The organism is Zoogloea oryzae, from assembly GCF_030161255.1.
GTDB lineage: Bacteria > Pseudomonadota > Gammaproteobacteria > Burkholderiales > Rhodocyclaceae > Zoogloea > Zoogloea oryzae.
Map to the genome: position 1 here is coordinate 75838 of NZ_BSPX01000004.1, position 25544 is coordinate 101381.

Below are 25544 nucleotides of genomic sequence, written 5' to 3' on the forward strand. Positions count from 1 at the left end.
GGATGGCTCACGCCACACGCCGAAGCGGTGCGTTCGCGGCCAGTTCGTACTGCGTGGCACCGAGGGTGCCGTTGCGGATCAGCTCGCCCAGCGCCTTCGTCAGTGCCGGGACATCGAGGGCCAGCCGATGGCCTTCCAGCGGCCCGAGGGCCAAGGGAAGACCGGTCAGCATCCGCCGTGTCTGCAACAGCTCCAGCACGGTGTCGCGCCAGTGGTCGAGCAGTGGCAGCGGGCAGGTGTCCTGCACCAGCGTCCACAGCCGGCCGAGCCGGTGAGCGGAATCCCTGGGCAGAAGCGCCAGCGCGCTGGCGTTGGCCTTGTCTGGCTTCACGCAGCGACGATCGAACAGCCACACATTCGTCAGCGAACCGAACAGCGTTCGCCGATAGGCGCGGGTGATGCGCTTTTCCAGGTTCTCGACGTTGCCGACGAAGACCGGGATGGATGCGCCCTGCTCGGTGATGACGTGGAACTGATCCAGTCCCTGTTCATCCCGGCCGAGGGTCAGGCGGGCGAGGAACTCCTGAACGGCGGTGTCGCGCGCCCAGATCGAGAGAAAGACGAGATTGCCCTGCTCGTCACCGACGCAACCGTCGGCCATGAGGTCGGGGCATTCGTCGATGCGGTACAGCGGTTTCGCGGAAGAAGGTGCAGGCATGGTGATGTCCTCTTGGAAAAGAAGGAGCAACCACAGCCCGCGGGGCCGTGCTCGCCCCGGTTGGGTGAAGGAAGATGCGTGCCGCTAGACAGCGCGTCCCGCGTGGAAGCGGTGAACCCGCTCGCGCCACTCGGAGCTTTGCACCGGCGCCATGTCGAGATAGCGCAGCGGGCACGAGTAGTAGTACGGATGCACGGACTCATCGAGGGACTTGTAGCCCCAATCGCCGCCCGAGCTTTCCAGCAGATGGCAGCCGATGTAGCAGACGGACTCACCGGCCGCGAGGCCCATGACGCCCGCCTGCCTGGCGGTGACGCGAACCACGGTCCACAGAACGTCGCCGTCCAGCGTGTGGTCGATGACTTCGCAGCAAGCGCGTTCGGACGCCTGCGGAGCGAGCAGCTCGCGGATCAACTGATCGCGCGTCTGACGAACGAAGGTCCAGCCCATGAGGGTCTCCTTGAAGAAAAGGCCGGAGCCCTCCCCGTCGGGGGAGAACCCCGGCGGGTGGCGGAATGCCGCGCAAGGCGGCGGATGGATCAGGCAGCTTGGAGGTGCCAGTCCTGGGACAGCGGAGCGAACTCGTAGCCCAGCTTGTCGAGACGGTCGCGCTGCTGACGCAGCACACGACGATCCACGGTCGCATCGAGCTTTACGGTCTCGCCCAGGGGCCACAAGGCACCGAACAGCGCCGCGTCGTCTGCCTCAGCCGAGGCCGCAGCGGACACGGGAGCCGGTTCGCTGCCGAACGGCGTGGTATCGACCAGGGGATCGCGCGGACTGCGCGGCTTCGCCTTCGGCTTGGCCGGGGGCGTTGCCGGCGCGGGCGCCTGCGCTTCCTCGTCGATTGGATCGACTTCCTGCGGACTCAGCCGGCGGGCTTCGTCGCGGCTCAGGGCGTCGATGTTGGACAGGGTCATCCCGCCCAGATGGGCGCGGATCTCGATGACCATGCGGCCGTTGGCGTTGTACGTGGAGGGGCGAATCTCGACGATGACGAAATCACCGTCGTACTTGCCCTCGCGGTACTGATCGAGTTCGGCGTTCTTCACGACGAACTCGCCGATCGAGGTCGCCAGGCGGCCGACGTTGAAGTCGCCGTTCCTGCCGTGGATGGTCTTGATGGCCAGTTGGCCGGGAATGGTGATCATGAAGGTCTCCTGCGGACGAAGAGAAGACAAGGCCCCGGGGATGGGGCCTTGCGGATCAGAACGACTCGGCAACGGCCAATGCGGGGGCATCGGCAGCGTCGTCGGCAGCATCGGCGACGGGCCTGGAAGGCTCCGGTGCCGAGGCTTGCTGCGCGGCGGGCGCGTCGGACGTCACAGGGACTTCCGGGTCGCGCTCGTCGGTCTCGGTCGGCTTGGGTTCGGCCTTGTAGACGAGCTTGCCGTCGACCTTGATCCAACTGACGAACAGCAGGCGGGCCTTGAGGCTCACACCCTGCTCGCCGGCACGCTTCCCCTTGGAGTAGGTGAAGGTGTCGGTCCACAGGTCGCCCAAGCGGAAGCCGATCATCACCTTCTTCTCGGCGTCGACCGCCTGAATGCAGCGGCGCACCAGGTGCTGCGCTTCCGAACCCGATACGCGCGAGTCGAAACGCACATACGAGACGTCGTCGCTGGGACCGTTCAGAGCCGCGATGTCGCAGGCCAGGAACGCATCGCCCTTCTTGGGCTTCACTTCGCGGATGCGATTGAGATACCCGAGGCCGGTGATGTGCAGATCGAAGTAGGACTTTTCGGTGGAAGTGGTCATGGTGAATCTCCTGGGAACAATGAGGCGGAGACACACCCGACCCAAGGCGGGGAAGGTGTGGAACCCCCGCGTGGGTTGATGGAACAGCTTGGAGGCATCGCCATCGAGAACCGATGGCCGTTCGCGCATGGATGCCGGTGCGAACTGGAGTGATCAACGCGGTCGGAACCGCGTCGCAGCCTTGAAGATCGTGGCTGCCTGGGCATGTCGCTGACGGACGTCAGCGGAACATGGCCGGAAGCGTGGCGCCAGGACGGCGCGCAGGCGAGCGGCAATCGGCACTCGCGGCTGTCCGCATTGCCGGGAAGAAAGAGGCCCCCGGAGCGGGGGCCAGGGATGGGCGGTCAGTTACCGCTGGGCGTGGGAGGAACCGCCTGCAGCGATAGGTGTGTCGCGGAGGCGGACACGTCGAGGTCGTCCTCGCTGCGCAGGATGCGCGCAAACACGCCCTCCTGCGGATCGAAGAACTCGCCGAAGTCGTCGCCACCGAACTCGGCGCGCGCCAGCTCCCACCAGTCATCGAAGGCATCGACATCCGGGTTGCAGCCAGCGGCATAGGCGATGGTCTTCTGGCGACCATCGGGTCGGCGCTCGCCGCACTCGGCCAGGAAGTACACGCCCTGATCCTTGACCAGGATGACGCGGCATTGATTCGCCACCGCTTCGGCGAGCACGGGCCGCAGCTCCGTGCCTTTGAATCGAACAGTCATGGGTGTGATCTCCAGGGGGCAGGAAAAGAGGCTTCCCGCCGCGAGGGCGGGAAGCTGCTGTGAGATCAGTGCCGGATAGCCTTACGACACGACAGGCACTGCACGCGGATGCGCCGCCAACTCCCGTCGTCGATCAGCCGTTCCAGCGTCTCGCCGAGGGTGTCGAAGAACACCTCATCGACCCGTTCGACCAGCTCGCCGTCGCGGTGCAGCTCCACCGCGTAGAGGTCGAGGCCACGCTCATACAGCACGGTGACGCGACCCTGGAACTTCGTCGTGGCGACGGTGAAGCCGATGGCCGGCGGCGTGCGGATGATGTCGGCGGGCAGCGGATCGACCCAGGTGATGTCCCGCGCGCCGGCATCCACCAGCATGTGGGTGACGCGCCGGAAACCGTCGGGAGCGGGCAACTGCTCCAGTTGGTCGACCAGTTCCTGCAGCTCGGGGCAGCGCGGCTCGGGGATCGGCAGCTTCGCCGGTGCGGACCCGAGCACGAACCGCTTCACCGTGTAGGGCTGGCCGTCGGCGGTGAACTCGGTCTGCTCCTCGGGCGTGTCCGCCCGCTGACCGTCGAAGCGGCGTCTGACATAGGGTTCGACCTGCACCTTGGCGCCCTCGTCGGGCACTTCGGTCACGAGCGTGCGATCGAGCACCGCGAACTCGGCTCGTCCCGTCTTGACGACGATGGCCTCGTCGGTGGTGGCGATGACCTTGCCCTCGAAAGGCTTCGGGTCGATGTGAAAGCCCAGCGTCGAAACCTTGGGCTGGCCGTCGAAGATGTTGAATTTGAACGAACGGACGTTGGAAGGCACATGACCGACAACGAGCGTCGGCATCTGTGCGCGGATGGCTTGGGTATCCATGGGGAGACTCCTTGTGGCAACCAAGGGACTCCCGCCCGCAAGGGAGGTCTGTCCCTTGAGGGTGAGGTGGATGGACGCGGGTGCGCCCGGAGAACGAAGCAACCAGCACGGCGAACCGCGCCGCAGTCTTGAAGGTCTCGACTGCCTGGGCATGCTGCCGGCAACGCCAGCGAACATGCGGCCAGCGTGCGGCACATGGCGGCGACCGTCCGTTGGGAATCGGCAATGCGCCGGCACCGCGTTCCGCGAAAAAGAAGAGCCCCGACGTGGGGGCTCGAATGGGTTGCGGGTTACTCGTCGTCGTAGAGCGTCAGCCCGTCCAGCACTGGCGCGTCGGCATCGAACACCAACATGCGAACGTCGGCGAGCGCAGCCAGGTGCAACACTTCCACGAGGGACTCCGGCACGCCCTTGGCCCGGTGCTCCTGCCGCAGCTCTTCGGCGGTGATGCCCTCGACATGCTGCAGGTTCGCATCCGTCCAGGGCGTGGCGACCAGCTTCACGCCGACCGCCGGGCTGTAGGGAATGCGGAAGGCCACGAACAGAAAACCGCTCGGCGTGGCGATGTCCGCCAGTTCGGCGAGGAAGCGACCGGCCTCCTCGGTGATGTGCGCCGAACTGATTTCCCAGGCACGGCTGTAGAACCCGGTCTCGAAGCGCAGGCGGCGTACCACCTCGCGCGCGGCTTCCTCGGAGTAGGTATCGCCGACGTGCAGCGGCTGGCCGGCTTCTTCGGCCATGACGGCGTAGACGAGGTTTCGGGCGATACCGTGGCTGGGGCACTGCGCGTCCAGCTCGGGCGGCACGTTCTGGCCCTCGGTGATCAGCGCGAAGTCGTCGCAGAAGACGCAGGCATGGCGCTCGACCTGGCTGTCCGGCAGGTGCGACTGCGAGACGTGCAGCGGCAGGTAGCTCAGCGGGCAGTCGTCGTCGTAGGAAATCGCCAGCAGCCGCTGCACGGACAGGCCATCGTAGCCGCGGGCGAAGGGATTGTTGGAATGGGACATGGGATTCCTCCAGCAGAGGATGGCCGAGGCAATCCCCTGCCGGGGATTGAACCCCAGCGAGTGGATGAAGTGGCAACCGGTCAGCCGGCCGCGGCGTCGGGCCGCCCTGGTGGCGGGCGGTGCAGGTCAGTGGAAGATGGTGATTCGGGACATGGCCGCTCCTGCGAAAAGAAGGAGGGACATGGCCCCGAACGAGGACGCATGTCCCTCGTGGGGTGGGATGAAAAGACGGTGGGTTGCCAGGCGCGGCTCACCAGCCGTTGTAGTGCAGCGTGAGGTCAGCGATGACCTGGCGCCGTTCCAGATCGAGGCCGCCGAAGTCGGACAGCCCCTCGAAGCCGCAACGCTTGAGCATCGCGCCGCCCTCGCGGGAGTTGTAGAAGCTCACCATCGCGGACAGGAACATGCGTTGACCGCTGCTCAGCACGCCCAGGGCGTCGTTGAGCATCAGCATGTTGGGCCGCAGGTCCCACTTGGTGGTGGCACGCTGCAGACCTTCGCGTGTGCCGTCGCCGAACCACTCGTGGCCGGCGATCTGCGCGCCGCGCTTCCAGGCCTCGAAGAAGGCCTGCGGTGCAGCGTCGAAGTGCGCCTGTTCCAGCGCCATCTGATCGAGCACGTCTTCGGGTAAAGACAGATTCATGAGAGAACTCCTTGAAGGGTGGGAATCAGGGGTGAGCGCGCTGTGTCCAGGCATGGGTATCCAGGGCGCGCTGTGCTGCGAGGTGGGTCGGGAAATACTCGACGGACTCCCGCGATACCGGTCCTTCGTCGTCTTGTGTGCCGATGTAGTGGCCGGCCGCGCTGCGCAGCACCTGTAGCGGCAAACGCTTGCCGGTCCAGGTCAGCGCCAGCGCACCACTGCGCACTGCGGTTGCAGAGGAAGATGCGGAAGGTTCAGACATGCCGTGCTCCTTGGTGGGTCGGGGAGCACGCATCCCGCAGGGGATGGGGTTCCCCTCGGGTGGTTGAGAAAAGTGCATCGTCGCCAGGCCGGCGAGCGTCCGCGGTGGGCGATGCGAAGCGGACTGGATCGGTCGACGCGGCGAACCGCGTTGCAGTCTTGAAGACCGAGACTGCCAGGGCATGCCGCTGACGACTGTCAGCAACGCATGGCGTGAGGATGGGCGCGAAGCATGGCTGCCGTCGCAGGGAAAACCGAATCGCGGACGGCCCGCTTTAGGGCAATGGCCCGCGTCACGGGACAAGGCAAAGACCAGGGCGCCGAAGGCCACACGGGCCTTCGGCTGAAGAGAAAGGAAAACCACCTGTGGGCTGCGTCAGCGCAGGCCGTCGTCAAAGCCGTTCGCTGCGTCAGCAATCGCACCCGGCCCGTTTCGTGGCTGGGGCCGGAAACCTCTGGCGTGCATCCACACACAAAGGGAGCCCGATGTTTCGCCGGCGGGCACCGGCACGGAATACCCTCGGCCCAAGGGGCCTCCTCACGGCTCGCGCGGCGGCAAGGCGTCAGGAAGCCCCTCGTGACCGAGGCAAGGCACACCGATCAAGGGAATGGCGGCGGGCGCGATTCGTGGAGCAATGACCTTCTCGCCCCGTCGCCCGACGGCGGGCAGACGGGGCGCGCACACCGTTGCAGAAGGAGACGCGCGCTTTGGAGTCCCGCGCGGTGCGGGACGTTTGCCTCGCCGCCAGTGAAGTGGCCGGCGCGGCAGGGGGAAGCGAGGATCAGGACGCCTTGGAGGCAGCGCGCCGCTTGCGCGGTGCGCTGCGCCGGCCCGTCGGGGACTCGATCGGCAACGTGCCCTTGCAGTCCGGGTAGCGCGAACAGGACCAGAACGCGCCGCTCTTGCCCGTGCGCTGCTGCATCGGTGCGCAGCACTGCGGGCAGGCCGGCGCCGGCGGCAGCTTGAGCGAGAGCGTTGCGCCGCGGTACTGCTGCACGAGCTGGCCGACCCACACGGACTGCTTCTCGATGAAGGTGTCCAGCGCCATCTGGCCGGCCTCGATCATGTCCAGCGCCTGCTCCCACACCGCCGTGGTGCCGGGGTCGGCGATGGCCGAGGGCACCGCGTCGATGAGCGTGAATGCCGCATCGGAAGCGCGGACGGCGCGGCCTTTCTTGACCAGGTAGCCGCGACCGATCAGACCGTTGATGGTGTTGGCGCGTGTCGCCTCGGTGCCGATGCCTGTGGTATCTCGCAGCTTCTGTTTCAGCCGCGGGTCGGTCACGAACTTGGCGACAGTCTTCATGGCCTTGATCAGCTCGCCCTGCGTGTAGGGCTTGGGCGGCAGCGTCTTCAGCGCCTTGAGATCCACCTTGCCGACCGGGCAGGACAGGCCCGCATGCAGCGCCGGCAGCACCTGGCTGCGCTGCGCATCCTCGCCGTCGGCATCGTCCGGCCCCGGCGTCGCCAGCACCTCGCGCCAGCCGGTGACGGCGATCTGCTTGCCCACGGCCGCCAGCGACTGACTGCCGCACGAGAACTGCGCTACCGTCCGGTCGAACTCATGGTGCGGGAGGAACTGCGCGAGGTAATGAGCGCGGATCAGCCGGTAGACGGCCAGTTCCTTCTCGTTCATGGCCGACAGGTTGGCGGGCTCCAGCGTCGGGATGATGCCGTGGTGAGCCGTCACCTTGCCGTCGTTCCAGGCGCGCGAACGCTGGTTGCGGTCGAGCTGGCCGATCAAGGGCCGCAGGCTGGGATCGGTGGCGAGCAGTGCATCGAGCACCGCCGGCACTTCCGCGAGCATGCTTTCGGGCAGGTATCCCGAGTCGCTGCGCGGATAGGTCGTCGCCTTGTGCGTCTCGTACAGCGCCTGCGCGATGTCCAGCGTCTCCTGCACGTCGAGGCCCAACTGCTTGGAGCACACCTCCTGCAGCGTGCCCAGGTCGAACGGCAGCGGCGGTGCCTCGCGCACGCGCTCGGTGTCCACCGACACGACCTGCGCATCGCGTGCGGCGCGAATGCAATCCGCAGCCTGCTGCGCCACCGGCTGCTGAAGGCAGCGACCCGCTGCATCGGTGCTGCCTTCGGGCGGTATCCAGCTCGCGGTGAAGGACCGGCCGGCATGGGATAGCAGCACGTCCACGGCCCAATACGGCACAGAGACGAAGCGCGCGATCTCGCGATCACGATCCACCACCAACTTCAGCGTCGGCGTCTGCACGCGCCCCACCGACAGCACGCCGGTGTAGCCGGCCTGCCGACCTAGAAGCGTAAACAGCCGGCTCAGGTTCATGCCGATCAGCCAGTCGGCACGCGAGCGGGCCAGGGCCGAGTAGTACAGCGGCAGCGTCTCGGCGGACGGCTTGAGCGCACCCAGCGCCTTGCGGATCGACGCATCGTTGAGCGCCGACAGCCACAGGCGCTGAATCGGCCCGTGGTAGCCGCACAGGTCGATGATCTCGCGGGCGATCATCTCGCCCTCGCGGTCGGCGTCGGTCGCTATCACCAGCTCGCCCGCCTTGGCGACGAGCTGCTGCACGACCTTGAATTGCGCCGCGGTCGCCGCCTTGGGCTCGACACGCCAACGCTCAGGAAGAATGGGCAGTTGCTCGATGGCCCAGCGCTTGTATTGTTCGCCGTAGCCTTCGGGCGGAACCGCCTCCACCAGATGACCGATGCACCAGGTCACGACGACACCCGCGCCGCTGTAGCAGCCGTTGCCGCGTTGACCGGCACCCAGCACACGGGCGATGTCCTTGCCCTGGGACGGCTTCTCGCACAGGAACACGCGCATGAAGCCTCCTTGGAAATGTGCGGTTCATCGGATGGGCGTCAGCTTGGCGGGGCCAGGAGATGCCGGCAGCAAGGAAGCCGATTGGCGCAGACACCGCTTTGTGATCGGCAGGCGGTCCGTTGCCGCAGCGGTGCGCATAGACCGCAGGAGCTGGCACAGCAAAAGCGTCGTTACGGGAGGGCGGCTGGAACTCTGTGGACGACCTTGGAGCTATCCCCTGGGGATAGCTCGCTGGTGCATCGCGGGCGTATGACGGTTGCTACAGCCGCCCTCGGGGGAGCGGCGATGGGCGAACTACTGTCCGCCGGCCGGCTTGGCGCTGAGCGCCACCGACTCGATGCGGTACGGCAGGATGCCCACGCGCCGGGCCTCGACCTTGAACGTGACGCGCTCGTTCTCGTCGGCGTCCTCCCATTCGTCGCGCACGGTGCGGCCCTCGACCAGCACCCGCATACCCTTCTGATACAGCGTCTTCCAGTGATCGGCGTCGCGGTGCCACAGCTCCACCGGCGCCCAGAAGCCGCCGCGATCTTCGTACTCGCCGTCCTTCTTCGGGATCGGGTTGTCGAAATAGACGTTCAGGCGAAGCAGCCGGCGCGGCTCGTCGTTGCCGTTCGGGAATTCGCGGTAGTCCGGCGCAGAACCGATGTTGCCCTCGCCGACGAAGTGCGTGCTCATGGTGACTCCTTGGTGGTGGGTGGAACGGCCGCGGTATGCCCGTGGACACGTCGCAGGTAAGCCGCTTCGGCCTGGGCGGCCTTGCTGGCGCATTCCAGGGCTTGGCGAGCGATGCTGTGGGTCAGGCTGATCTGCATGTTCAGCACGATGCGCTGCAGTTCCATCGCGTACAGCTCGTCGATCAGCGAGGCCGGCGTCGCGGGGTTGGCCAGCAGGGCCTCCCACAACGCCACGCCCATGGAGGAACGGTCGAGGTTGCGCCAGCGCAGGAAGGTCGTCCCTGCGCCAGTGGCCTGCTGGGCCAGTTGCACGTGGAGCAGGCTGAAGGGGTAGGCGCGCGCCTGGGGCAGCACGCGCCGCTGCGCCAGGCCAATCACGTCGTCGCGCAGCGCCGCGCACTGGCTGGCCCAGGTCTCCAGACTCCCCTTACCCTTAAAAGGCTGTAAAAGGCCTTTCAGGTAGCCTGCGTGTTCCAGCCGCTGGAAGTCCGCCTGTTCCAGCGCCACGAAGCGCGTGGAGTGGCTGATGGGGGGCGATGCCGTCATGCGTCAGTACCCTCATCGCCCGCCGCACCATCGGCTGCGCCATCCGTGTGAGCCGGCGCATCGGGCTCGATGGCGGGCGCAGCAGGCGGCGTGCCGGGCTTGGTCGTCCGCCGCGCGATCGGTGGCGCGAAGCGCGAGCGGCGCGTGCCTTCCAGCACGTCCTGCGGCAGCTCGCCGAACTTCTCCAGCGCCGCTCGCGCCGCGGCGTTCTTCGCCGCGAAGTCGTCGCGCGTCGTGCCCGAGTAGCGGTACTGCTGGGCCAGCGAGAACAGGCTGCGCAGCGCGTGCGCGCCATCATTGAGCCAGCGCTCCAAGGTGCTGCGGTCGATCAGCGCCGTGTGGTGCGCCAGGATGAGTTTGCGTGCCAGGTCGTCGTAGTCGGCCAGCAGGTACACCGCCATGAAACCGAGCTGAGCATTGACGAACAGCGGCAGCTTCACCGGCTGCACGTTCATGTTCTCGCCCAGCGACAGCGCCGCTGGCACGTCGGCCAAGGCCTGATCCACCTGTTCGCGCAGGGTCTGCAGACGGGTCCTGGTGTCGGCGAGCTTGTCCTCGATCCGCAACATCCACCAGTCCGAGTACGGGTCGTCCTGCTCGGCGCCGCGCTTCATCTTGTTCATGGCGCCGATATAGCCGTTGAGTCCGATGATGCCGGGGCGCCCCTCGGTCGGCGCGCGGCCGTGCCAGATGCGCGAAGCGTGGTGCGTGTGCAGCGTCAGCGACATCGCGCTGCGCAGCGATCCGAGATTCAGTTGCAGGGGTTCTGTGCGTTCGTTGGCCATGGGAGCGACTCGCGGTGAAGGGGCGAGTCGCCAGCATCGGCATCGGCCGGAAGGCTGTCAGTCAACAAACCGCAGCCCATGCGCGCCCGGTTTGTTCTGCACGGAAGGCTGTGTGTGCCGGCTATCCCCTGGGGATAGCTCGGCGGACTTGTTCGCGGCTCGCGCGGAGGTGAGACCGCGTTGCGGGGCTACGCCTCGCGAGGTCTGTACCAAGCGGCCCGTTGCCCCTCCACCTCACGGTAGCGAAGCTCGAACAGGCGGCACTCGTGCACCACCTGCCGCCAACTGCTGCAGCCGTACTTGGCTGGAAGTTGCTCGGGATGCCGGTCCGCGATCCAGCGGCCAGCGGCGGCGATGGGTGTCCAGCCCTCGACGGCCAACTGCGCGGCGGCCTCGCGCAGCGCGCGGACGATGCCGGCGGCCGGCCAGTCCACCGTGCCGTCCGGCGCGATGCCATTGACCACCAGGTCGTGGAACACATCCGACTGGACGAACTCCGCTGCCAGGCGCCGCGCCTGATCCATGTGCTCGGCCCAGCCGCGCAGCTGCTCGAAGTGTTGATCGATGCGCGTGTAGGCGGAACCGAGTTCGTCCTGTGCAACGCGGCACCCGTCCACGGTCCATAGATCGTGCTGATCGATGAAGTGGTGCACCAGGGTGTTGCGCAGCGATACCAGGTCTTTGAGGTCGGCCTGGGTGTTGGCGTAGTCCTGCGCAGACAGGCTCAGTTGCACGCGCGTGCGAAAGGAAATCACGTCGCCGGGAAGATCGTCGTCGCGTTCCTCGCCGCCATTTCCATCGGTGACGACATACGAACCAAACAGTTGTCCGACCAACGTGCCCAGGGTCTTGGTCGCGGCATCTTCAATCCGCGCTGCGCGAATGGCCTCCAGCGAATGCGCCGGGCCTGAAATCTCGTGGTGGGCCACGATGGCTTTCATGAGGCGCTCGTATTGTTGAAGGCGCAACAGGCATCTGCCCAGCAAGCGCTGAACGTCTTGCTGTAGTGGTTGCAGTGCGTTTGTGGCGGGGGAAGTCGTCGTGTCCATCGTCGGCCGGGCTCGTGCGTGGCTGTCCTCGTCTGATTCACAGGCGACAGTTTCGCCTGTCATTCGGCGGGCGACAATCGAGCGCGGCGGAAAGATGTCTGTTCCAGCTATCCCCTGGGGATAGTCAACATCAGCGATCACGCAAGGCTTCTCGGAGCTGAGCCAGGTAGGCACGTGCGACCTCGGGGTCAGCCGCACGGGATGCCGGCGGTGACGAGGGCGCAGGTGACGGGGGCGCTGGCGGTGCCGATGCACTTTCTCCGGCCCAGGCCTTGAACTCCCCGCGGATCGCCTTCTGGATGATGCCAAACAGGTAGCCGGCCGGGTTGCGTACCGCGCTGTTGTGGCAGCGTGCCGCCCACTCGTCGAGAACGGCCTGCCTCAGCGCCTCGTCCACCTGCTGCAGCGCCACCAGCGCGCCGGCCTGCTGCTCGTCCTTCAAGCGCAGGAAACGGTCCGGCAGCCGCAGGTTCTGCAAGGCCCTCGCGCGCGGTACTGTACGTACTTCATTTATACGATCATTACGTACTGTACGGTCCTCCTTCGGAATCCGAAGAGAGCCGTCCGGCGCGGGTTTCGGCCCTGCTTCGGATTCCGAAGACGGGCGCGCAGCATTCCGAAGAAGGGCTTCCTGGCCTTCTTCGGATTCGTGGTCCGCACCCTCCTGTGGATAACCTGGCGTCGTCCAGCCATGCAGCGCCATGCGCTGCGCGAGCACCTGCAAGCGGGTCGGCAGCGTGCGCCCGCTGAGCAGCGGGTCTTCAGCGATCTCCCGCAGCGTGTTCATGCCCACGACCTGCACCGCCTTCGCCGCGTGCGTGAGCGCTTGGCTCACCAGGCCCAGATAGTCGGGGTCGAGCTGCATCGCCTCGAAGGGCGACAGCGGTTCGTCGTGCAGCACGTAGAGGTTGCCTTGGATACGGCCGGTCTTCGGGTCGCGCCGTCGTCGCACCAGGCTCAGCCAGCGCGTCAGCCGCAGCAGCGTCAGGGCGCGCGCCACGGTCTCGTGCGATGCCTGCGCCGCGCAGGGCATCGAGGCCAGGTAGGGGCGCAATTGGTCGTAGGTGGGAAAGGCGGTCACGCCGTCGTCGTTGAGCTGCAGGCGGAACACCTGCCAGGCGTTGCGCTCCAGCGGCGTCAGGCGTCGGTCGAGGAACAGTCGGCGCGGCACGCTCTCATGGCGGTTGCCGCTGTAGAGGAAACCGTCGGCGGCCGGCGCCGTGCCCTGCGCCGGTTCCTTCGGCTCAAGGTGCCGCAGCGCCTCGTCGAACAACGCCGACAGCGCAACGGGGCCTTCGCGCCGTGGTGCGCCGCCCGTGGTCATGGCTACACCAGCCCCTGGTCGATCCAGTTGCGTATCGCCGACCAGATCACCGACATGGGCAGGGTCATGGCCTCGGCCAGGTCCATGGTCAGCGCCAGCATCGCCATGTCGTCGGTCAGGGCGACATGGCGCTCGGCGACGCCGGCCTTCCAGCGCTCCCACAAGGCCACGTCCTGCGCCTCGTCGAGTACCGGATGCCGGCCCTTGCGCTTGGGCAGCCCGAGGATGTCGCGGCGCAGCGCCACTTCCTGATGCGTGAGGCCGTAGAACTTGCTGACCATCTCCGTGCTCGCCCCCAAGCGCAGCATGCGGTCCACCGTGGCGATCTCCCGCTCCACGTCGTGCACCTGGCTCAGCAGCCGCTTCAACACTTCCCGGTTCACCGATACCGAACACCACGACACCGTGGCATTCACCAGCATGCTCACGAGCTCGGGGTGTTTCAGCGCATCCAGCTCCTCCTCGCCGAAGCCCATGGCCTTGCAGCGGCGCAACTGGCCGTTGCGCAGGTCATGCAGGGCCTGGGCGATCACGGCCTGGTTGAGCGGGTGCGGTGCCGACATACGGGAGCCTCCTGCGCTCAGGAATCCTGGCTCGCTACGCCGGCTTCCAGATCCAGCAGCCGGCGCGCCAGGCGCAGCAGACGGAACAGCTTCACCAGCGCAGCATCGCTCAGGCGTGTGGCCGAGCCGCCATGGCCATGGAGCAGCGCCGCCAGCTCATCGGCCAGCCGCGCGCGGTCCAATCCGTTCGCGGCGGGCGGCGCTGCACTCAGCGCATGCAGCAGGGTCAGCACCGCCCGCGCGAACACCGGCAGCGCCTTCGCCTGGCCCACGGCCGGCGCCACGCAGACGAAGCCGATGCCGCCGTCGCTGGCCTCGATGTGGTCGGCTACCGCTGCGTCCCCGGCGATCTCGCGCGCGAATTGCGCGATGTGCACGCGCAGGCGATCCGGCACGTCCAAGCTCGGCTCGATGTACCAGACGTCCGAGATGGGATAGAGTCCGCCCGCCTGCACGGGGATCGCACGCAGCGCATCGGCCTCGAAGTCGGGCAGCTTGTCGCCGAGCTGGTCCGCGACCATCCGTTGGATGGACTGCAGGCGCTCGGTGGTCGGCGCCGGCGTCACGATGTGCCCTTGCAGGCGCTCGTCGCGCTGCCCGTCCCGGGCGTTTGGTGCAGCGGCAGGTGGTGCCGAGGGTGTCTCTGCCGGTGGCGCGACGGGCGAGGTGTCCCGTGGCGTTGGCGCCGCGGGCGACAGTTGCGGCGTGATGGCTGGCGCCGCAGGTGCGACAGGCGTTGCCGGGTTCGGCGCGGCCGGCTCGCTGGTCAATACTCGCTGACGGCTTTCGCTGTCATCGACCTCCAATGCCAGCGTGTCGTAGTCCGCTTCCAGCAGCTCGGCCATCTGACCCACCAGTTCGTCCTGCACGCGCTGGGGCGAGAAGCCCTCCGGCTGCGTGTCGAACTGCGACAGCACATCCTGAAACAGCGAAGCGAAGTCCACGGTCAGCGGCCGGCCCAGCGCACGCCGCTCCCAGGTGCGCTCGCACGCCTTGCGCAGCACTGCGAGCCGGTCCACCTGATGCCGGCCCAATCCGCCGTACAACAGCGTCGGGATCGCCGGCAGCAGATAGCGCACCGCATCGTTCATGCGGCTGATGTGTGACTGCGGCACCGGATAGCCGTCGGCCGTCAGTCGCCGCGCGAGTTCGCTTTGCGACAGCGCCTGGCCGCTTTCCTGCTCGTAGAACTCGCGCGCCTTCTCGATGCCCAAGGCCCGCTCGATGAAGGTCAGGCCGCCGCGCAGCTCGTTCTCGGCCAGATGCCCGGTCAGCGCCACGATTTCGCCGCGCGCCGGCCACGGGCGGAACAGGCACGCAATGCGGAAGAAGCGTTCCTCCTTGGTCTCGCTCCACAACTCGCGCAGGATCGCCAGCCGCGTGTTGCCGCCGTTGCGAATAATGTAGTGCGCCTCGCCCGGCCTGCGCGTGATCGCGGGGGGCGCGTCCAGCCCACGTTCGCGGATGGACGCCTTGATCTCCGCATAGGCCGGGTTGCGCGTCACGCGTGGGTCGTGGTCGTAGGGCCGCAACTGGTCCAGCGTCACCACCATCGGCGTGTCGGCGATGGGGTCGCTCAAGGTCGCGGCCGAAGGGCCGCTGCGCTCGAAGCCGGTGGCCAGCAGCTTGGCAGCCATGTCCTGCGGCGTCAGCTCAGCCACGGCCATTCTCCTGCGCCTGTCGGTCGGCGCGGCGAAGCTGCGCACGGGCGTTGCGCTCGGCGCGGTGGTCGCTCGCCGTCGAGCTGGTGTAGATCGGCGCGCAGCCTTGCTTCGTGAACAGCAGGTGCCCGCCGCGGGTGCGCACCACCTTCCAACCTTCTCCCAGGGCGAACTCGATCAGCCCTCGCAGCCGCTTGTGGCCGCGGGCCAGGTCATGTGCGCTGGCCATGGCCGGCCCCTCCCGCGTCGCCTCGGCCGGTGACGAGCGCAAAGCGCTCCTGCCACGCCGGGAACAGCTCGCCGGCCAGCGCGCGCATGGTCTCCAATGCGGCAGGTGCCGTGCGGCCCGCCGGCTGGCGGTATTCCACCCGATGCACCGGCAGTCCGCGCGTCGCGGCGCGCGGATAGGCTTCAATCGCCGGCACGTCGGTGTCCAGCACGCGCACGCCAGGCTGCTCCTGGAATACCTGACGCAGCGCCTGCTGGATCAGCCGCGCATTCGACGACACCGGATGCACGCGGTTGATGAGCAGGTGCAGCGGCGGCGGCTCGATGCCGAGGTGGCGGTACGGCGCGATGTCCTCGATGAGTTGCAGCGTGCCGCGCCGCAGCTCGCGCGCCGCGAGGATTTCCGGCGTCACCGGCGAAAGCGCCAAGTTCGAGGCCAGCACCGCCATCTCCAGCAGCACGCTGCGCGCGCCCTGGGTGTCGATCAGCAGCAGGTCGTAGTGCGGCGCCAGCGTGGGCAGCAGGTGGCGCAGCCGCAATCTGCCATCGGGCGCGTGCAGCAGCAGCGTGTTCAGCTCGCCGCGGTCGTCGTTCGAGAGCACCAGGTCAAGCCGCTCGATCGCGGTGCGCGACACCAGTTGCTCGGCGCGCTGCTCGTTGTAGGCCAGCATCTCGTAGATGCCGGCCGGCGCGCGCTCGGCCAGCGTGAAGTAGCTCGACAGCGTGGGCTGCACGTCCAGGTCCAGCAGCAGCACGCGCAGCCCGGTGTCGGCTGCGAAGCCGCCCAGGTTGGCCGCCGTCGTGGTCTTGCCGACGCCGCCCTTGGTCGAAATGATGGACACCACCTGCATGGGCCTCTCCCGGTTGAATGGCATGTACCGAGGAAAAGCGTCAGGCGCGCTCATCGAGGCGATCGGCGATCCATTGCTCGACCTCCGCCGAGTCCCAGCCCACGGCGCGCACGCCCAAGCGCAGCGCCTTGGGGAACTTGCCTTCTTTCATCAGGCTGTAGATGTGCGCGCGCTTGAAGCCGGTTTTGGCCTCGACTTCGGCGCGACGCAGGATGCGGTGCTCGGCCGGCACTGCCGGCGCGGTGGTCTGCGAAGACATGAGAGACACTCCTTGACGCTCACTGGCGCTGTTCGGAAAGTGCCTCGTATTCAATACACCGCGGTCGCCGAAATCACTGCAATTGCAGAAGCAGCGACTGCAATTGCAGTGCGCCGCATCGGCATCATGCTGGCCGCGTCGTCAGCACGACGCCTCCAGGTGGCGCCGCGCCTGCGCGAGCTTGCTCCACAGCGTCCGCTCGCTGAGACCCGGCCGCCCCTCATGGTGTGCGATCAGCGCGCTGACCACGGCATCCATGCTGCGGAACGACGAATAGGCCGCGCCTGACGGCGAATTGCCCAGCAGCAGCGTCAGCAGTCCGCCGATGATGTTGAGGTAAGTCGTCTCGCTGCGCAGGCCAGGCTCGCGCGCCTGTTCGTCGTTGGCCGCGCGCGTGGCATGTTCCTTCGCCAGTGCTTCGTGCGCGGTGCGCAGCGTTTCATGCACCAGGGCAAGTTCGGCAAGTTGCGACTTCGCTGCTTCGCGATCGGCCAGCAGAATGTTGAGCGTGTCCACGCTCACCGCCGGATGCACCGCGCGTTCGATGCCGTCAAACAAAAACCCCGGCCGATCGCCGGGGTAGAACTGCGACATCCACGCTTTCAAGTCCACGTGGCGCACGGTCAACTCGGGGTCGTCGAGCGCCGGCCGCTGCGAGTCCAGCACGATGCCGGCCTTGCCACCGGGCAATTCGCCATGCGTCAGCGCGTCGAAGATGCGCTCGGCATACAGGCGCAGCAGCGGCCAGCGCGGGAATTCGCCGGGCTCCGGCATGGCACGCTGCTCCAGCGCTTCCAGAATACGCTGCTCGAAGCGCAGGAGACCGCACCAGCGGACGGCCGCCTCGATCGGTCGGTAGTACGTCTTTGCGCCAAAGGCGTGGCTGCTCGATTTCGGCATATCGCGCTCTTCCCATCGTCGGATCGACACATGGCAAGCGCGCGCGGCCCACATGGGCGCAGCGATTGCCCAAAGAACCCGATGAAGCGCGAGCCGGTCGGCATCGTGGTGGACGTTGGGTGCGGCGATGTCGCCGAGCGTTACGCAGGGGGCAAACCTCCTTGCGGTGCCCGCTACACCTCAACCATAATGCACCTGCGAAAAATCTTGTTACCGGCGCAACGGTCTGAAAAGCCGCGCATCCAAGTTCGATCAGGAAGGGATGCCGCGCTTTACCGGAAAACCAGGGCAAAGTTTTCGTAGGAATACGGGCGGGGTAAAGCGCCAATGCGACTTCCGGCTGAGCCGGTTTGCATCCAGCAAGGGCTCATGCGTTCTGCGTCACTGCTGTGACCTCGACAGCTTGAAGGTGCCTTGCTTGATGCCGGGTGGATAGGCCCGATTCGCCATCCATGCCCGTGACGCAAAAGGTCGGCCGCCGATGCAATGCGGGTCAAGGTCCAGACCGAAAGGGAATCGTACCGTCCAAAATCCCCGCGTCACATCGGGCGTTGATCGGTGCCTTGCGGGCGTCCGACACGCTCCACGCGGTCGATGAACTGCCGCAGCGGCTCCATGATTTCGCCTTCGGGTCGCAGTAGATAGGTCGTCAGCGAAGCGGTCTCGTCGGCCAGCGGCCGCACGACGACATCGGCCTGATGGCAACCCGCCAGATGCGCCGCGCTCGAAAAGCCCACGCCGTAGCCGGCGGCCACGAGGGCCAGCATCAGGGAATGGGTCTTGACGTACTCGGCTACCGTCGGCTGCGCATCCACCGTGCGGAGCAGCCGTTCGCGCTGCCGGCTGCAACCTTCGCAGACCTGGGGATCGCACAGCACCAGCGGATAGCTCGCCACTTCCTCCAGCGGCACTTCCTTGAAAGCCAGCAGCGGATGCCTGGCGGGCAAAGCCACCACCAGCGGGTCTCGCCACACCGGCATGGCGACGATGCCGGCGTCCATTTCACCAGCCAATGCAAAACCTGCGTCATACAAGTCGTTGCGCAGTCCAGTCACCAACTGCGCCAGTGGCGTTTCAAATATCCGAATGCCGACCTGTGGTGCCTCCTCGCGGCAAAGCGCAAGCAACGCCGACAAGCGGGCCTGCCCCATGTCACCAGATAGTGCGATGCGCAGCGTGTTCCGCTGGTTCGCTGCGGCGCGTGCCTTGGTCTGCGCTTGCTCGAAGGCCAGCAGTACGCGCCGGGCTTCTTCGAGGAAGACCTGTCCCGCCGGTGTGAGACGAACACTGCGTGGCAAGCGGTTGAGCAGCGGCACCCCTAAATCCGCCTCCATCTGGCGGATCGTGCGCGACAGTGGAGACTGTTCGATGTGCAGCCGTCGAGCAGCCCGGCCGAAGTGCAGTTCCTCGGCTACGGCGATGAAGCAGCGAAGATGGCGTAAGTTCATGCTTTCTCCCTACCGATGTGATCAGTCCATATCATCGTAGGGAGCCGAATAGTGCGGAGGATTCACCTCTGTATCGAGATGAGAGCCATCCTGGGGGGTGATGCTCGGATGCTTTTCGCCCATGTCAGCGCCTACGGCGAAGCTCTCGTTCGAGATCGCCCAGCTGCGACGCCTGAAGTTCGGCAAGAAGAGCGAGCAGCTCGATGCCGAACAACGCGCGCTGTTCGACGAGGCTCTGGACGCCGACCTTGCCGCGGCTGAGGCGCAGCTCCAGGAACTGCTGGGCAAGAAGAAGCCGCCGGCTACGCCTGGCGCGATGCCTAAGCGCACCGCCTTGCCGGCGGACCTGCCGCGCGTGGACTGCCACCACGAGCCCGAGAACACCCGCTGCGCGTGCGGCTGTGCGCTCAAGCGCATCAGCGAGAAGCTGGACTACACGCCGGGCGTGTTCACGGTCGAGTGCCACATCCGCGGCAAGTGGACCTGCGCATAGGTGCCGAACGCTGACCCAGGCGCCGGTCCCGGCGGAGATCATCGCCAAGGGCATCCCCACCTCCGGGCTGCTCGCGTAGGTGCTGGTCGCAAAGGACTCCGACCATCTGCCGCTTACACGGTCGTCCCTAGGCAAGCAGGAATAAGCTGCGTGAGTGAATCGGGAGGTTTGCGTAGCTGATGGCTGGCCAGCAGCGTCTGCGCCGGCGGCTTCACCGGCACGAAGCGCATGTGCGGGCGGGTTGCCGCCTCGCAGATCGCTGCGGCATCGGCCGCACCGTTCTTGCGTCCCTTGCCGGCCATGCGGTAGGGCGTGACGAAGTGGCCTGCAATCAGCCGCGCATCCAGCCCATAGCCGCGCAGCTTGCGTGCCCAGTGATGCGCACCGCCGCAGGCCTCCAGGGCCACCAGGCAGCCGGGAGGCAGCTCCGCGCACCAGGCCGCAAACTTGTCAGCGGCCAGCGCCTTGGCAACCACCACGCGCGCATCCACCGCATGCACCTAGATAACCCGCTTGGCCAGATCCACCCCGACTCGGGCAATCTCGTTCATGGACTTCCCCTTTCACATGGCTGCAGATTGATGACTTGGGGAGCACCATCGCGGTGGCAGCCAACATTTGTTTCCTGGCTGCTTACGATTGAGTCACATCAATCGGCCAGCAGATCGCTGGATATTGACTCTTGATTTTCGGCATGTTAGGCGCAATATCTTGCAAAGTCTTGCAAGAATTTCCTCGAGCGAGGCCGCGTGACGACGGAACTTGTGGGGGTGGTATGACAGCGCGCCAGCAGGCGATCTTCACACTCGACGAGTTGGCTACCTACTTAAAGGTCGGCAAGCGGACGCTTTACCGGCTCGCCGCGCACGGGGAAATTCCGGCCTTCAAGGTCGGCGGGACGTGGCGGTTTCGTCAAAGTGAAATCGATCAATGGATCAATGATCAGATCCAAGCAGGCAGAAAGAAGGAGGTGATACGCACAGATGAGCAGCCGAAGTCAGCGAAACATCCCGTGTTGCCTGGGCGCGCTATCCATAGCCGCAGGCAAGCGGATTGAGTGAGTCTTCAATTGATTTCTGGAGGTATGACATGGACATTGATTTCAAGAAATTGGCTCCCTGGAACTGGTTCAAAAAGGAGCAGGAAGAACAACAGAGCACTGCCTCGCTGCCGGTGCAGCGCAATGACCTGCCTGTGGCGGGTGGGCCCGTCAGTCCCATCCTGCAATTGCATCGCGAGATCGACCGCCTGTTCGACGACGCGTTTCGAGGCTTCGGTTTCCCGACGCTGGCCATGCCACGCTGGCCGTCGGACTGGCCGGGCATGCTGAAGCCGGCGCTGGACATCCAGGAGACCGACAAGCAGTACAAGATCGCCCTGGAAGTACCCGGCGTCGAGGAAAAAGACATCCAGATCACGCTCGACAACGACGTGCTGATGGTGCGCGGTGAAAAGCGTCAGGAGCAGGAAACGAAAGACGGCGGTTTCCACCGGGTGGAGCGCTCCTACGGCAGCTTTCAGCGCGCTCTGAACCTGCCGGCCGATGCCAACCAGGACACGATCAAGGCCGCTTTCAAGAACGGCGTGCTCACGATCACGATGGAAAAGCGCGAGGCCAGTACGCCCAAGCAGGGGCGCTCGATCCCGATCAACGGCTGACGCGGGGCAGCGCGTTTTTCTCAAAAACCACAAAGAGATCAGGCACCGTGATCGGCGGTGCCTCTTCAGATCAATCTTTACAGGAGCATCAGCATGGCCAGAAAACAATGCCAGGTCTGCGGCCAGCCCGCCACGGTGCGGGTGGAAGCCAATCTCAATGGTCGCCACAGCACCATGCTGTTGTGTGACGATCACTATCGCCAACTGGTGCGCCAGCAAAAGCGCACCGTCTCACCGCTGGAAGCCTTGTTCGGCTCGCGCAGCGGGCTGTTCGAAGACTTCCTTGGCAGCGACTTCTTCCGTATCGGTGACGACGCACCGTCCATGGCGGCCGATACCGACGAGGTGGTCGATGCCTCGTTCGGCGAACCCGCCCCGGCCGGTACGGGCACCGCGCGCCGTCGCGGCAGTGGGCTCGCCAGCCGTATCAGCGAACAGTCCGAGGCCCTATTGCAGGAGGCCGCCCGACACGCTGCAGAGTTCGGGCGCGCCGAAGTCGATACCGAACACCTGCTGCTGGCGCTGATCGACAGCGACGTGGTCAAGACCATCCTGGGGCAGTTCAAGATCAAGGTCGATGACCTCAAGCGGCAGATCGAATCCGAAGCCAAGCGCGGCGACAAGCCGTTCGAGGGCGAGATCGGCGTGTCGCCCCGGGTCAAGGACGCGCTCAGCCGTGCTTTCGTGGCCTCCAACGAACTCGGCCACTCTTATGTCGGGCCGGAGCATTTCCTGATCGGGCTCGCCGAGGAAGGCGAAGGTTTGGCGGCCAACCTGCTGCGCCGTTACGGTCTCACGCCGCAAGCGCTGCGCCAGCAGGTAAGCAAGGTGGTCGGCAAAGGGGCCGAGGATGGCCGCGCCGAGACGCCGACCAACACGCCCGAGCTGGATAAATACTCGCGCGACCTCACCAAGATGGCGCGCGAGGGCAAGCTCGATCCGGTCATCGGCCGTGCGCAGGAGATCGAGACCACCATCGAGGTGCTGGCCCGGCGCAAGAAAAACAACCCGGTGTTGATCGGTGAGCCCGGCGTCGGCAAGACCGCCATTGTCGAAGGGCTGGCGCAGCGGATGGTCGCCGGCGAAGTGCCCGAGACGCTGCGCGACAAGCGTCTGGTCGAACTCAACATCAACGCCATGGTGGCAGGCGCCAAGTACCGCGGCGAGTTCGAGGAGCGCGTGCAGAAGGTTCTCAAGGAAGTGACCGAGCACCAGGGCGAGCTGATTCTCTTCATCGACGAGGTGCACACCATCGTCGGTGCAGGCCAGGGTGGCGGCGAAGGCGGGCTGGACGTGGCCAACGTGTTCAAGCCGATGATGGCGCGCGGCGAACTGAACCTGATCGGCGCTACCACGCTCAACGAGTATCAGAAGTACATCGAGAAGGACGCCGCGCTGGAGCGTCGCTTCCAGCCGGTGATGGTGCCCGAGCCGACGATAGCGCAGACCATGATGATCCTGCGCGGCCTGCGCGACACCTTCGAGGCGCACCACAAGGTCAGCATCACCGAGGATGCGATCATCGCCGCCGCCGAGTTGTCGGACCGCTACATCACCGCGCGCTTTTTGCCTGACAAGGCCATCGACCTGCTCGACCAGGCGGCCGCACGCGTGAAGCTGTCGGCCACGGCCCGCCCGGTGGCGGTGCAAGAGCTGGAGTCCGAACTGCACCAGCTGCGGCGTGAGCAGGACTATGTGGCCTCGCGCAAGCAGTACGACAAGGCCGCCGAGCTGGGCAAGCACATCGAGGCCAAAGAGGCCGAACTCAAGAAGCTTGTCGAGGAATGGGAACGCGAGCGCGCCTCGGGCAGTGCCGAAGTCAAAGCCGAGCATGTCGCGCAGATCGTCTCGCGCCTGACCGGCATTCCGGTCAACGAGCTGACGGTGGAAGAACGCGAGAAGCTGCTGCATCTGGAGCAGCGGCTGCACGAGCGCCTCGTGGGCCAGGACGAAGCGGTGCGCGCGGTGGCCGATGCCGTGCGGTTGTCGCGCGCGGGCCTGCGCGAAGGCAGCAAGCCGGTGGCGACTTTTCTGTTCCTCGGGCCGACCGGCGTGGGCAAGACCGAGCTCGCCAAGGCGCTGGCCGAGTCCATCTATGGCGATGAAGGTGCGCTGCTGCGCATCGACATGTCCGAGTACGGGGAACGCCATACCGTGGCACGCCTGGTGGGGGCGCCTCCGGGTTACGTCGGCTACGACGAGGGTGGCCAGCTCACCGAGAAGGTGCGGCGCAAACCCTACAGCGTGTTGCTGCTGGACGAGATCGAGAAGGCTCACCCCGACGTCTACAACATCCTGCTGCAGGTGTTCGACGACGGGCGGCTCACCGACGGCAAGGGCCGGGTGGTGGATTTCACCAATACCATCATCATCGCCACCTCGAACTTGGGCTCGGACATCATCCAGCGTCGGCTGAAGGCCCGTGGCGCCGCCGGCGAGGAATACGAGAAGACCAAGTCCGAGGTGATGGACGTGCTGCGCGGACACTTCCGCCCCGAGTTCCTCAACCGCATCGACGAGATCATCGTCTTCCATGCGCTGGGCAAGGAGGAGATCCGCCATATCGTCGGCCTGCAGCTCGATCGTGTGGCCCGCAACGCCGCCAGCCAGGGCGTGACGCTGACCTTCGATCAGACCTTGATCGATCACTTCGCGGAGGAAGGCTACAAGCCCGAGTTCGGCGCGCGTGAGCTCAAGCGGCTGATCCGCAGCGAGCTGGAGACGGCACTGGCGCGCGAGATGCTGGGTGGCGGTATCGGCAAGGCCGATCACGCCAGCGCCCGCTGGGACGACAAGGCCGAACGGGTGGTCTTCGAGCGCCAGGAGCCACCCGCGAAGCCGGCCGAGCCTGAGAAGCCCGATGCCGCGAACGTGGCCGAGACGCCGCCGAGCGACGCGAGCAAGCCTGCGCGCAAGAAGAAGTCAGCGGGCGGCGAATCTTGAGTCATGGGGAGGCTGTCGTGTCCGACCCCAACGGGCTGACATGGGCAGCCACCCTCGTGTCGCTGGCGGTCGCTATCCCCACAGCGGGGCACGCGGTCATCTACAAGCGTGACCCTCGATCGGCCACGCTGTGGGTGCTGCTGATCGCGCTGTTGCCGCTGGGCGGTTCGCTGCTGTATGGGCTGTTCGGCATCAACCGTTACCAGCGGCGGGCGCGGCGGCTGTTTCCGGGGGCAGATCCTGCTGTTCGGCAGGACCTCGCGCCTACGATGCCCCAGGCTGTATCGCCGCCGCTTGCCGGTCTGGCCCACCTGGTGGGACGCGCCACCGGCCAGTCGCTGACCGGCGGCAACCGCATCGAGCCGCTTGTCGATGGCGAGCAGGCCTACCCGGCCATGCTCGCTGCCATCGAGTCGGCGCGGCACAGCGTCGCGCTGGCTTCGTACATCTTCGACAGCCAAGGCATCGGGGCGCAGTTCGTCGATGCGCTGCGCCGGGCTCATGAGCGCGACGTGCAAGTGCGGGTGCTGATCGACGACGTCTATGCCCGCTGGAGGCCCCGCAGCGCCTACCGCGCCTTGCAACGCGCCGGCGTTCCGGCGGCGACGTTCAACCCGACGTTGATTCCCGCGCGCCTGCATGCCGCGCATCTGCGCAATCACCGCAAGCTGCTGGTGATCGATGGCGAGACGGGTTTCACCGGCGGCATGAACATCTTCAGCCCGTATTGGTGGCCCGATGCGCCGGAGCAGGCCTGTCACGATTTGCACTTTCGTCTGCGCGGGCCGGTGGTTGCGCATCTGATGCGGTGCTTCACCGATGATTGGTGCGATACCACGGGCGAGCGGCTCAGCAAGGGTTTCTGGGGCGAACCGCCCGCAACGGCTGATGAGCAAGGAACCTCTTGGGCGCGCGGCATCGAGGCCGGTCCCGATGAGGCCCTGGACAGGATGCGCTGGACCTTCATGGGCGCTTTGAGCGCGGCGAAGCATTCGGTGCGCATCTGGACACCTTACTTCGTGCCCGATCAGCCGATGATCGCGGCGCTGAGCACGGCCGCGTTGCGCGGCGTGCGCGTCGAGGTGCTGACGCCCGCAAACGGCGACCATCCCACGGTGCAATGGGCCGCGCGCGCCCACTACTGGCAGGTGCTGGAGCACGGTGTACGCATCTTCGAACGGCCTGGCCCGTTCGACCACAGCAAGCTGATGCTGATAGACGGCCAGTGGTGCTGCCTGGGTTCGGCCAATTGGGATGCGCGCAGCCTGCGCCTCAACTTCGAGTTCAATGTGGAGGTGTACGACACCGCGCTGTCTACGCGGCTGGAATCCCTTTTTGATGCCGCTCGTGATGCGTCGGGCGAGATATCGGCGAAGGCGTTGCGCGCCCGCCCGCTGGCCATCCGCTTGCGCGACGGGGTGGCCCGTCTGTTCACCCCCATTCTCTAGCGACACGACTTG

The 25544-nt window shown here is 66.2% G+C and carries 26 protein-coding genes and 2 pseudogenes; 5 read left to right on the forward strand and 23 right to left on the reverse strand.

The annotated features are described in order from the left end of the window. Nucleotides 1-7: 7 nt before the first annotated feature. The 22 genes from QQK25_RS02910 to QQK25_RS03015 form a co-directional block, all read right to left on the reverse strand. Complete coding sequence (locus QQK25_RS02910; protein WP_016851996.1) at nucleotides 8-658, reverse strand: hypothetical protein; 651 nt, start codon at nucleotides 656-658, stop codon at nucleotides 8-10. Between the two features lie 84 nt (nucleotides 659-742). Further along, nucleotides 743-1108, reverse strand: coding sequence for a hypothetical protein (locus QQK25_RS02915; protein WP_013982123.1), 366 nt, complete (start codon nucleotides 1106-1108; stop codon nucleotides 743-745). Between the two features lie 89 nt (nucleotides 1109-1197). Further along, nucleotides 1198-1809 carry a DUF3275 family protein gene (locus QQK25_RS02920; RefSeq protein ID WP_010792165.1) on the reverse strand — a complete coding sequence of 204 codons (612 nt, stop codon included), beginning with the start codon at nucleotides 1807-1809 and terminating at the stop codon, nucleotides 1198-1200. A gap of 55 nt (nucleotides 1810-1864) precedes the next feature. After that, on the reverse strand, nucleotides 1865-2416 hold the full coding sequence (locus QQK25_RS02925; protein WP_284186617.1) for an STY4534 family ICE replication protein: 552 nt from the start codon (nucleotides 2414-2416) through the stop codon (nucleotides 1865-1867). Nucleotides 2417-2760: 344 nt separating this feature from the next. Further along, entirely contained in the window at nucleotides 2761-3126 is a 366-nt protein-coding gene (locus QQK25_RS02930; protein ID WP_010792167.1) for a DUF3085 domain-containing protein, read from the reverse strand. 65 nt (nucleotides 3127-3191) lie between these two features. After that, the gene (locus tag QQK25_RS02935) at nucleotides 3192-3989 is read right to left on the reverse strand and encodes a hypothetical protein (protein ID WP_003141039.1); all 798 of its coding nucleotides are present in this window, start codon (nucleotides 3987-3989) and stop codon (nucleotides 3192-3194) included. Between the two features lie 290 nt (nucleotides 3990-4279). Continuing rightward, nucleotides 4280-4996, reverse strand: a complete 717-nt coding sequence (locus QQK25_RS02940; RefSeq protein WP_016851998.1) for a DUF5983 family protein — start codon at nucleotides 4994-4996, stop codon at nucleotides 4280-4282. 250 nt (nucleotides 4997-5246) lie between these two features. Further along, entirely contained in the window at nucleotides 5247-5639 is a 393-nt protein-coding gene (locus QQK25_RS02945) for a hypothetical protein (protein ID WP_003141051.1), read from the reverse strand. 25 nt (nucleotides 5640-5664) lie between these two features. Then, the gene (locus QQK25_RS02950; protein ID WP_016446173.1) at nucleotides 5665-5901 is read right to left on the reverse strand and encodes a hypothetical protein; all 237 of its coding nucleotides are present in this window, start codon (nucleotides 5899-5901) and stop codon (nucleotides 5665-5667) included. A 781-nt stretch (nucleotides 5902-6682) separates the two neighbouring features. Then, nucleotides 6683-8698 (reverse strand): DNA topoisomerase III, encoded by a 2016-nt coding sequence (locus QQK25_RS02955; protein ID WP_043104890.1) that lies wholly within the window; start codon nucleotides 8696-8698, stop codon nucleotides 6683-6685. Between the two features lie 294 nt (nucleotides 8699-8992). Continuing rightward, entirely contained in the window at nucleotides 8993-9376 is a 384-nt protein-coding gene (locus QQK25_RS02960; RefSeq protein ID WP_013721963.1) for a single-stranded DNA-binding protein, read from the reverse strand. Then, nucleotides 9373-9921: a DUF3158 family protein gene (locus tag QQK25_RS02965; RefSeq protein ID WP_034021438.1), complete on the reverse strand. Its 549-nt coding sequence runs from the start codon at nucleotides 9919-9921 to the stop codon at nucleotides 9373-9375. The genes QQK25_RS02960 and QQK25_RS02965 overlap by 4 nt, the downstream gene beginning before the upstream one ends. Further along, complete coding sequence (locus tag QQK25_RS02970) at nucleotides 9918-10706, reverse strand: PFL_4669 family integrating conjugative element protein (protein WP_015038897.1); 789 nt, start codon at nucleotides 10704-10706, stop codon at nucleotides 9918-9920. Before QQK25_RS02970 ends, QQK25_RS02965 begins: the two co-directional genes overlap by 4 nt. Before the next feature lie 188 nt (nucleotides 10707-10894). Then, nucleotides 10895-11647, reverse strand: a complete 753-nt coding sequence (locus tag QQK25_RS02975; protein WP_023101518.1) for an OST-HTH/LOTUS domain-containing protein — start codon at nucleotides 11645-11647, stop codon at nucleotides 10895-10897. 238 nt (nucleotides 11648-11885) lie between these two features. Then, nucleotides 11886-13079: an STY4528 family pathogenicity island replication protein gene (locus tag QQK25_RS02980; RefSeq protein ID WP_043104891.1), complete on the reverse strand. Its 1194-nt coding sequence runs from the start codon at nucleotides 13077-13079 to the stop codon at nucleotides 11886-11888. Nucleotides 13080-13081: 2 nt separating this feature from the next. After that, nucleotides 13082-13642: a DUF2857 domain-containing protein gene (locus QQK25_RS02985; protein WP_016446180.1), complete on the reverse strand. Its 561-nt coding sequence runs from the start codon at nucleotides 13640-13642 to the stop codon at nucleotides 13082-13084. Between the two features lie 17 nt (nucleotides 13643-13659). Continuing rightward, a complete protein-coding gene (locus QQK25_RS02990; protein ID WP_043104923.1) occupies nucleotides 13660-15303 on the reverse strand; it encodes a ParB family protein in 1644 nt (547 codons plus the stop codon). Next, nucleotides 15296-15532, reverse strand: a complete 237-nt coding sequence (locus tag QQK25_RS02995; protein ID WP_023109327.1) for a hypothetical protein — start codon at nucleotides 15530-15532, stop codon at nucleotides 15296-15298. The genes QQK25_RS02990 and QQK25_RS02995 overlap by 8 nt, the downstream gene beginning before the upstream one ends. Further along, nucleotides 15516-16382: a ParA family protein gene (locus tag QQK25_RS03000; protein WP_004265510.1), complete on the reverse strand. Its 867-nt coding sequence runs from the start codon at nucleotides 16380-16382 to the stop codon at nucleotides 15516-15518. Before QQK25_RS03000 ends, QQK25_RS02995 begins: the two co-directional genes overlap by 17 nt. Nucleotides 16383-16422: 40 nt before the next feature. Continuing rightward, on the reverse strand, nucleotides 16423-16641 hold the full coding sequence (locus QQK25_RS03005; RefSeq protein WP_003454927.1) for an AlpA family transcriptional regulator: 219 nt from the start codon (nucleotides 16639-16641) through the stop codon (nucleotides 16423-16425). Between the two features lie 141 nt (nucleotides 16642-16782). Further along, nucleotides 16783-17541, reverse strand: coding sequence for a hypothetical protein (locus tag QQK25_RS03010; protein ID WP_023657735.1), 759 nt, complete (start codon nucleotides 17539-17541; stop codon nucleotides 16783-16785). 539 nt (nucleotides 17542-18080) lie between these two features. Beyond that, entirely contained in the window at nucleotides 18081-18989 is a 909-nt protein-coding gene (locus QQK25_RS03015) for a LysR family transcriptional regulator (RefSeq protein ID WP_012761385.1), read from the reverse strand. 139 nt (nucleotides 18990-19128) lie between these two features. On the opposite strand from QQK25_RS03015, the pseudogene QQK25_RS03020 reads away from it, so the two are divergent. After that, a pseudogene (locus QQK25_RS03020) lies at nucleotides 19129-19558 on the forward strand (transposase domain-containing protein); the annotation flags it as partial. Nucleotides 19559-19679: 121 nt separating this feature from the next. Here the strand turns inward: QQK25_RS03020 and QQK25_RS24290 are convergent. Then, a pseudogene (locus tag QQK25_RS24290) lies at nucleotides 19680-19913 on the reverse strand (IS110 family transposase); the annotation flags it as partial. Between the two features lie 344 nt (nucleotides 19914-20257). Here QQK25_RS24290 and mads1 point away from each other — a divergent pair. The 4 genes from mads1 (at nucleotide 20258) to cls (ending at nucleotide 25532) form a co-directional block, all read left to right on the forward strand. Next, nucleotides 20258-20539, forward strand: a complete 282-nt coding sequence (mads1, locus tag QQK25_RS03030; protein WP_003454941.1) for a methylation-associated defense system helix-turn-helix domain-containing protein MAD1 — start codon at nucleotides 20258-20260, stop codon at nucleotides 20537-20539. A 32-nt stretch (nucleotides 20540-20571) separates the two neighbouring features. After that, nucleotides 20572-21141 (forward strand): Hsp20/alpha crystallin family protein, encoded by a 570-nt coding sequence (locus QQK25_RS03035; protein WP_058137961.1) that lies wholly within the window; start codon nucleotides 20572-20574, stop codon nucleotides 21139-21141. 93 nt (nucleotides 21142-21234) lie between these two features. Then, complete coding sequence (gene clpK / locus QQK25_RS03040; RefSeq protein ID WP_058137962.1) at nucleotides 21235-24084, forward strand: heat shock survival AAA family ATPase ClpK; 2850 nt, start codon at nucleotides 21235-21237, stop codon at nucleotides 24082-24084. A gap of 17 nt (nucleotides 24085-24101) precedes the next feature. After that, a complete protein-coding gene (cls, locus tag QQK25_RS03045; RefSeq protein WP_058137963.1) occupies nucleotides 24102-25532 on the forward strand; it encodes a cardiolipin synthase in 1431 nt (476 codons plus the stop codon). Nucleotides 25533-25544 lie beyond the last annotated feature (12 nt).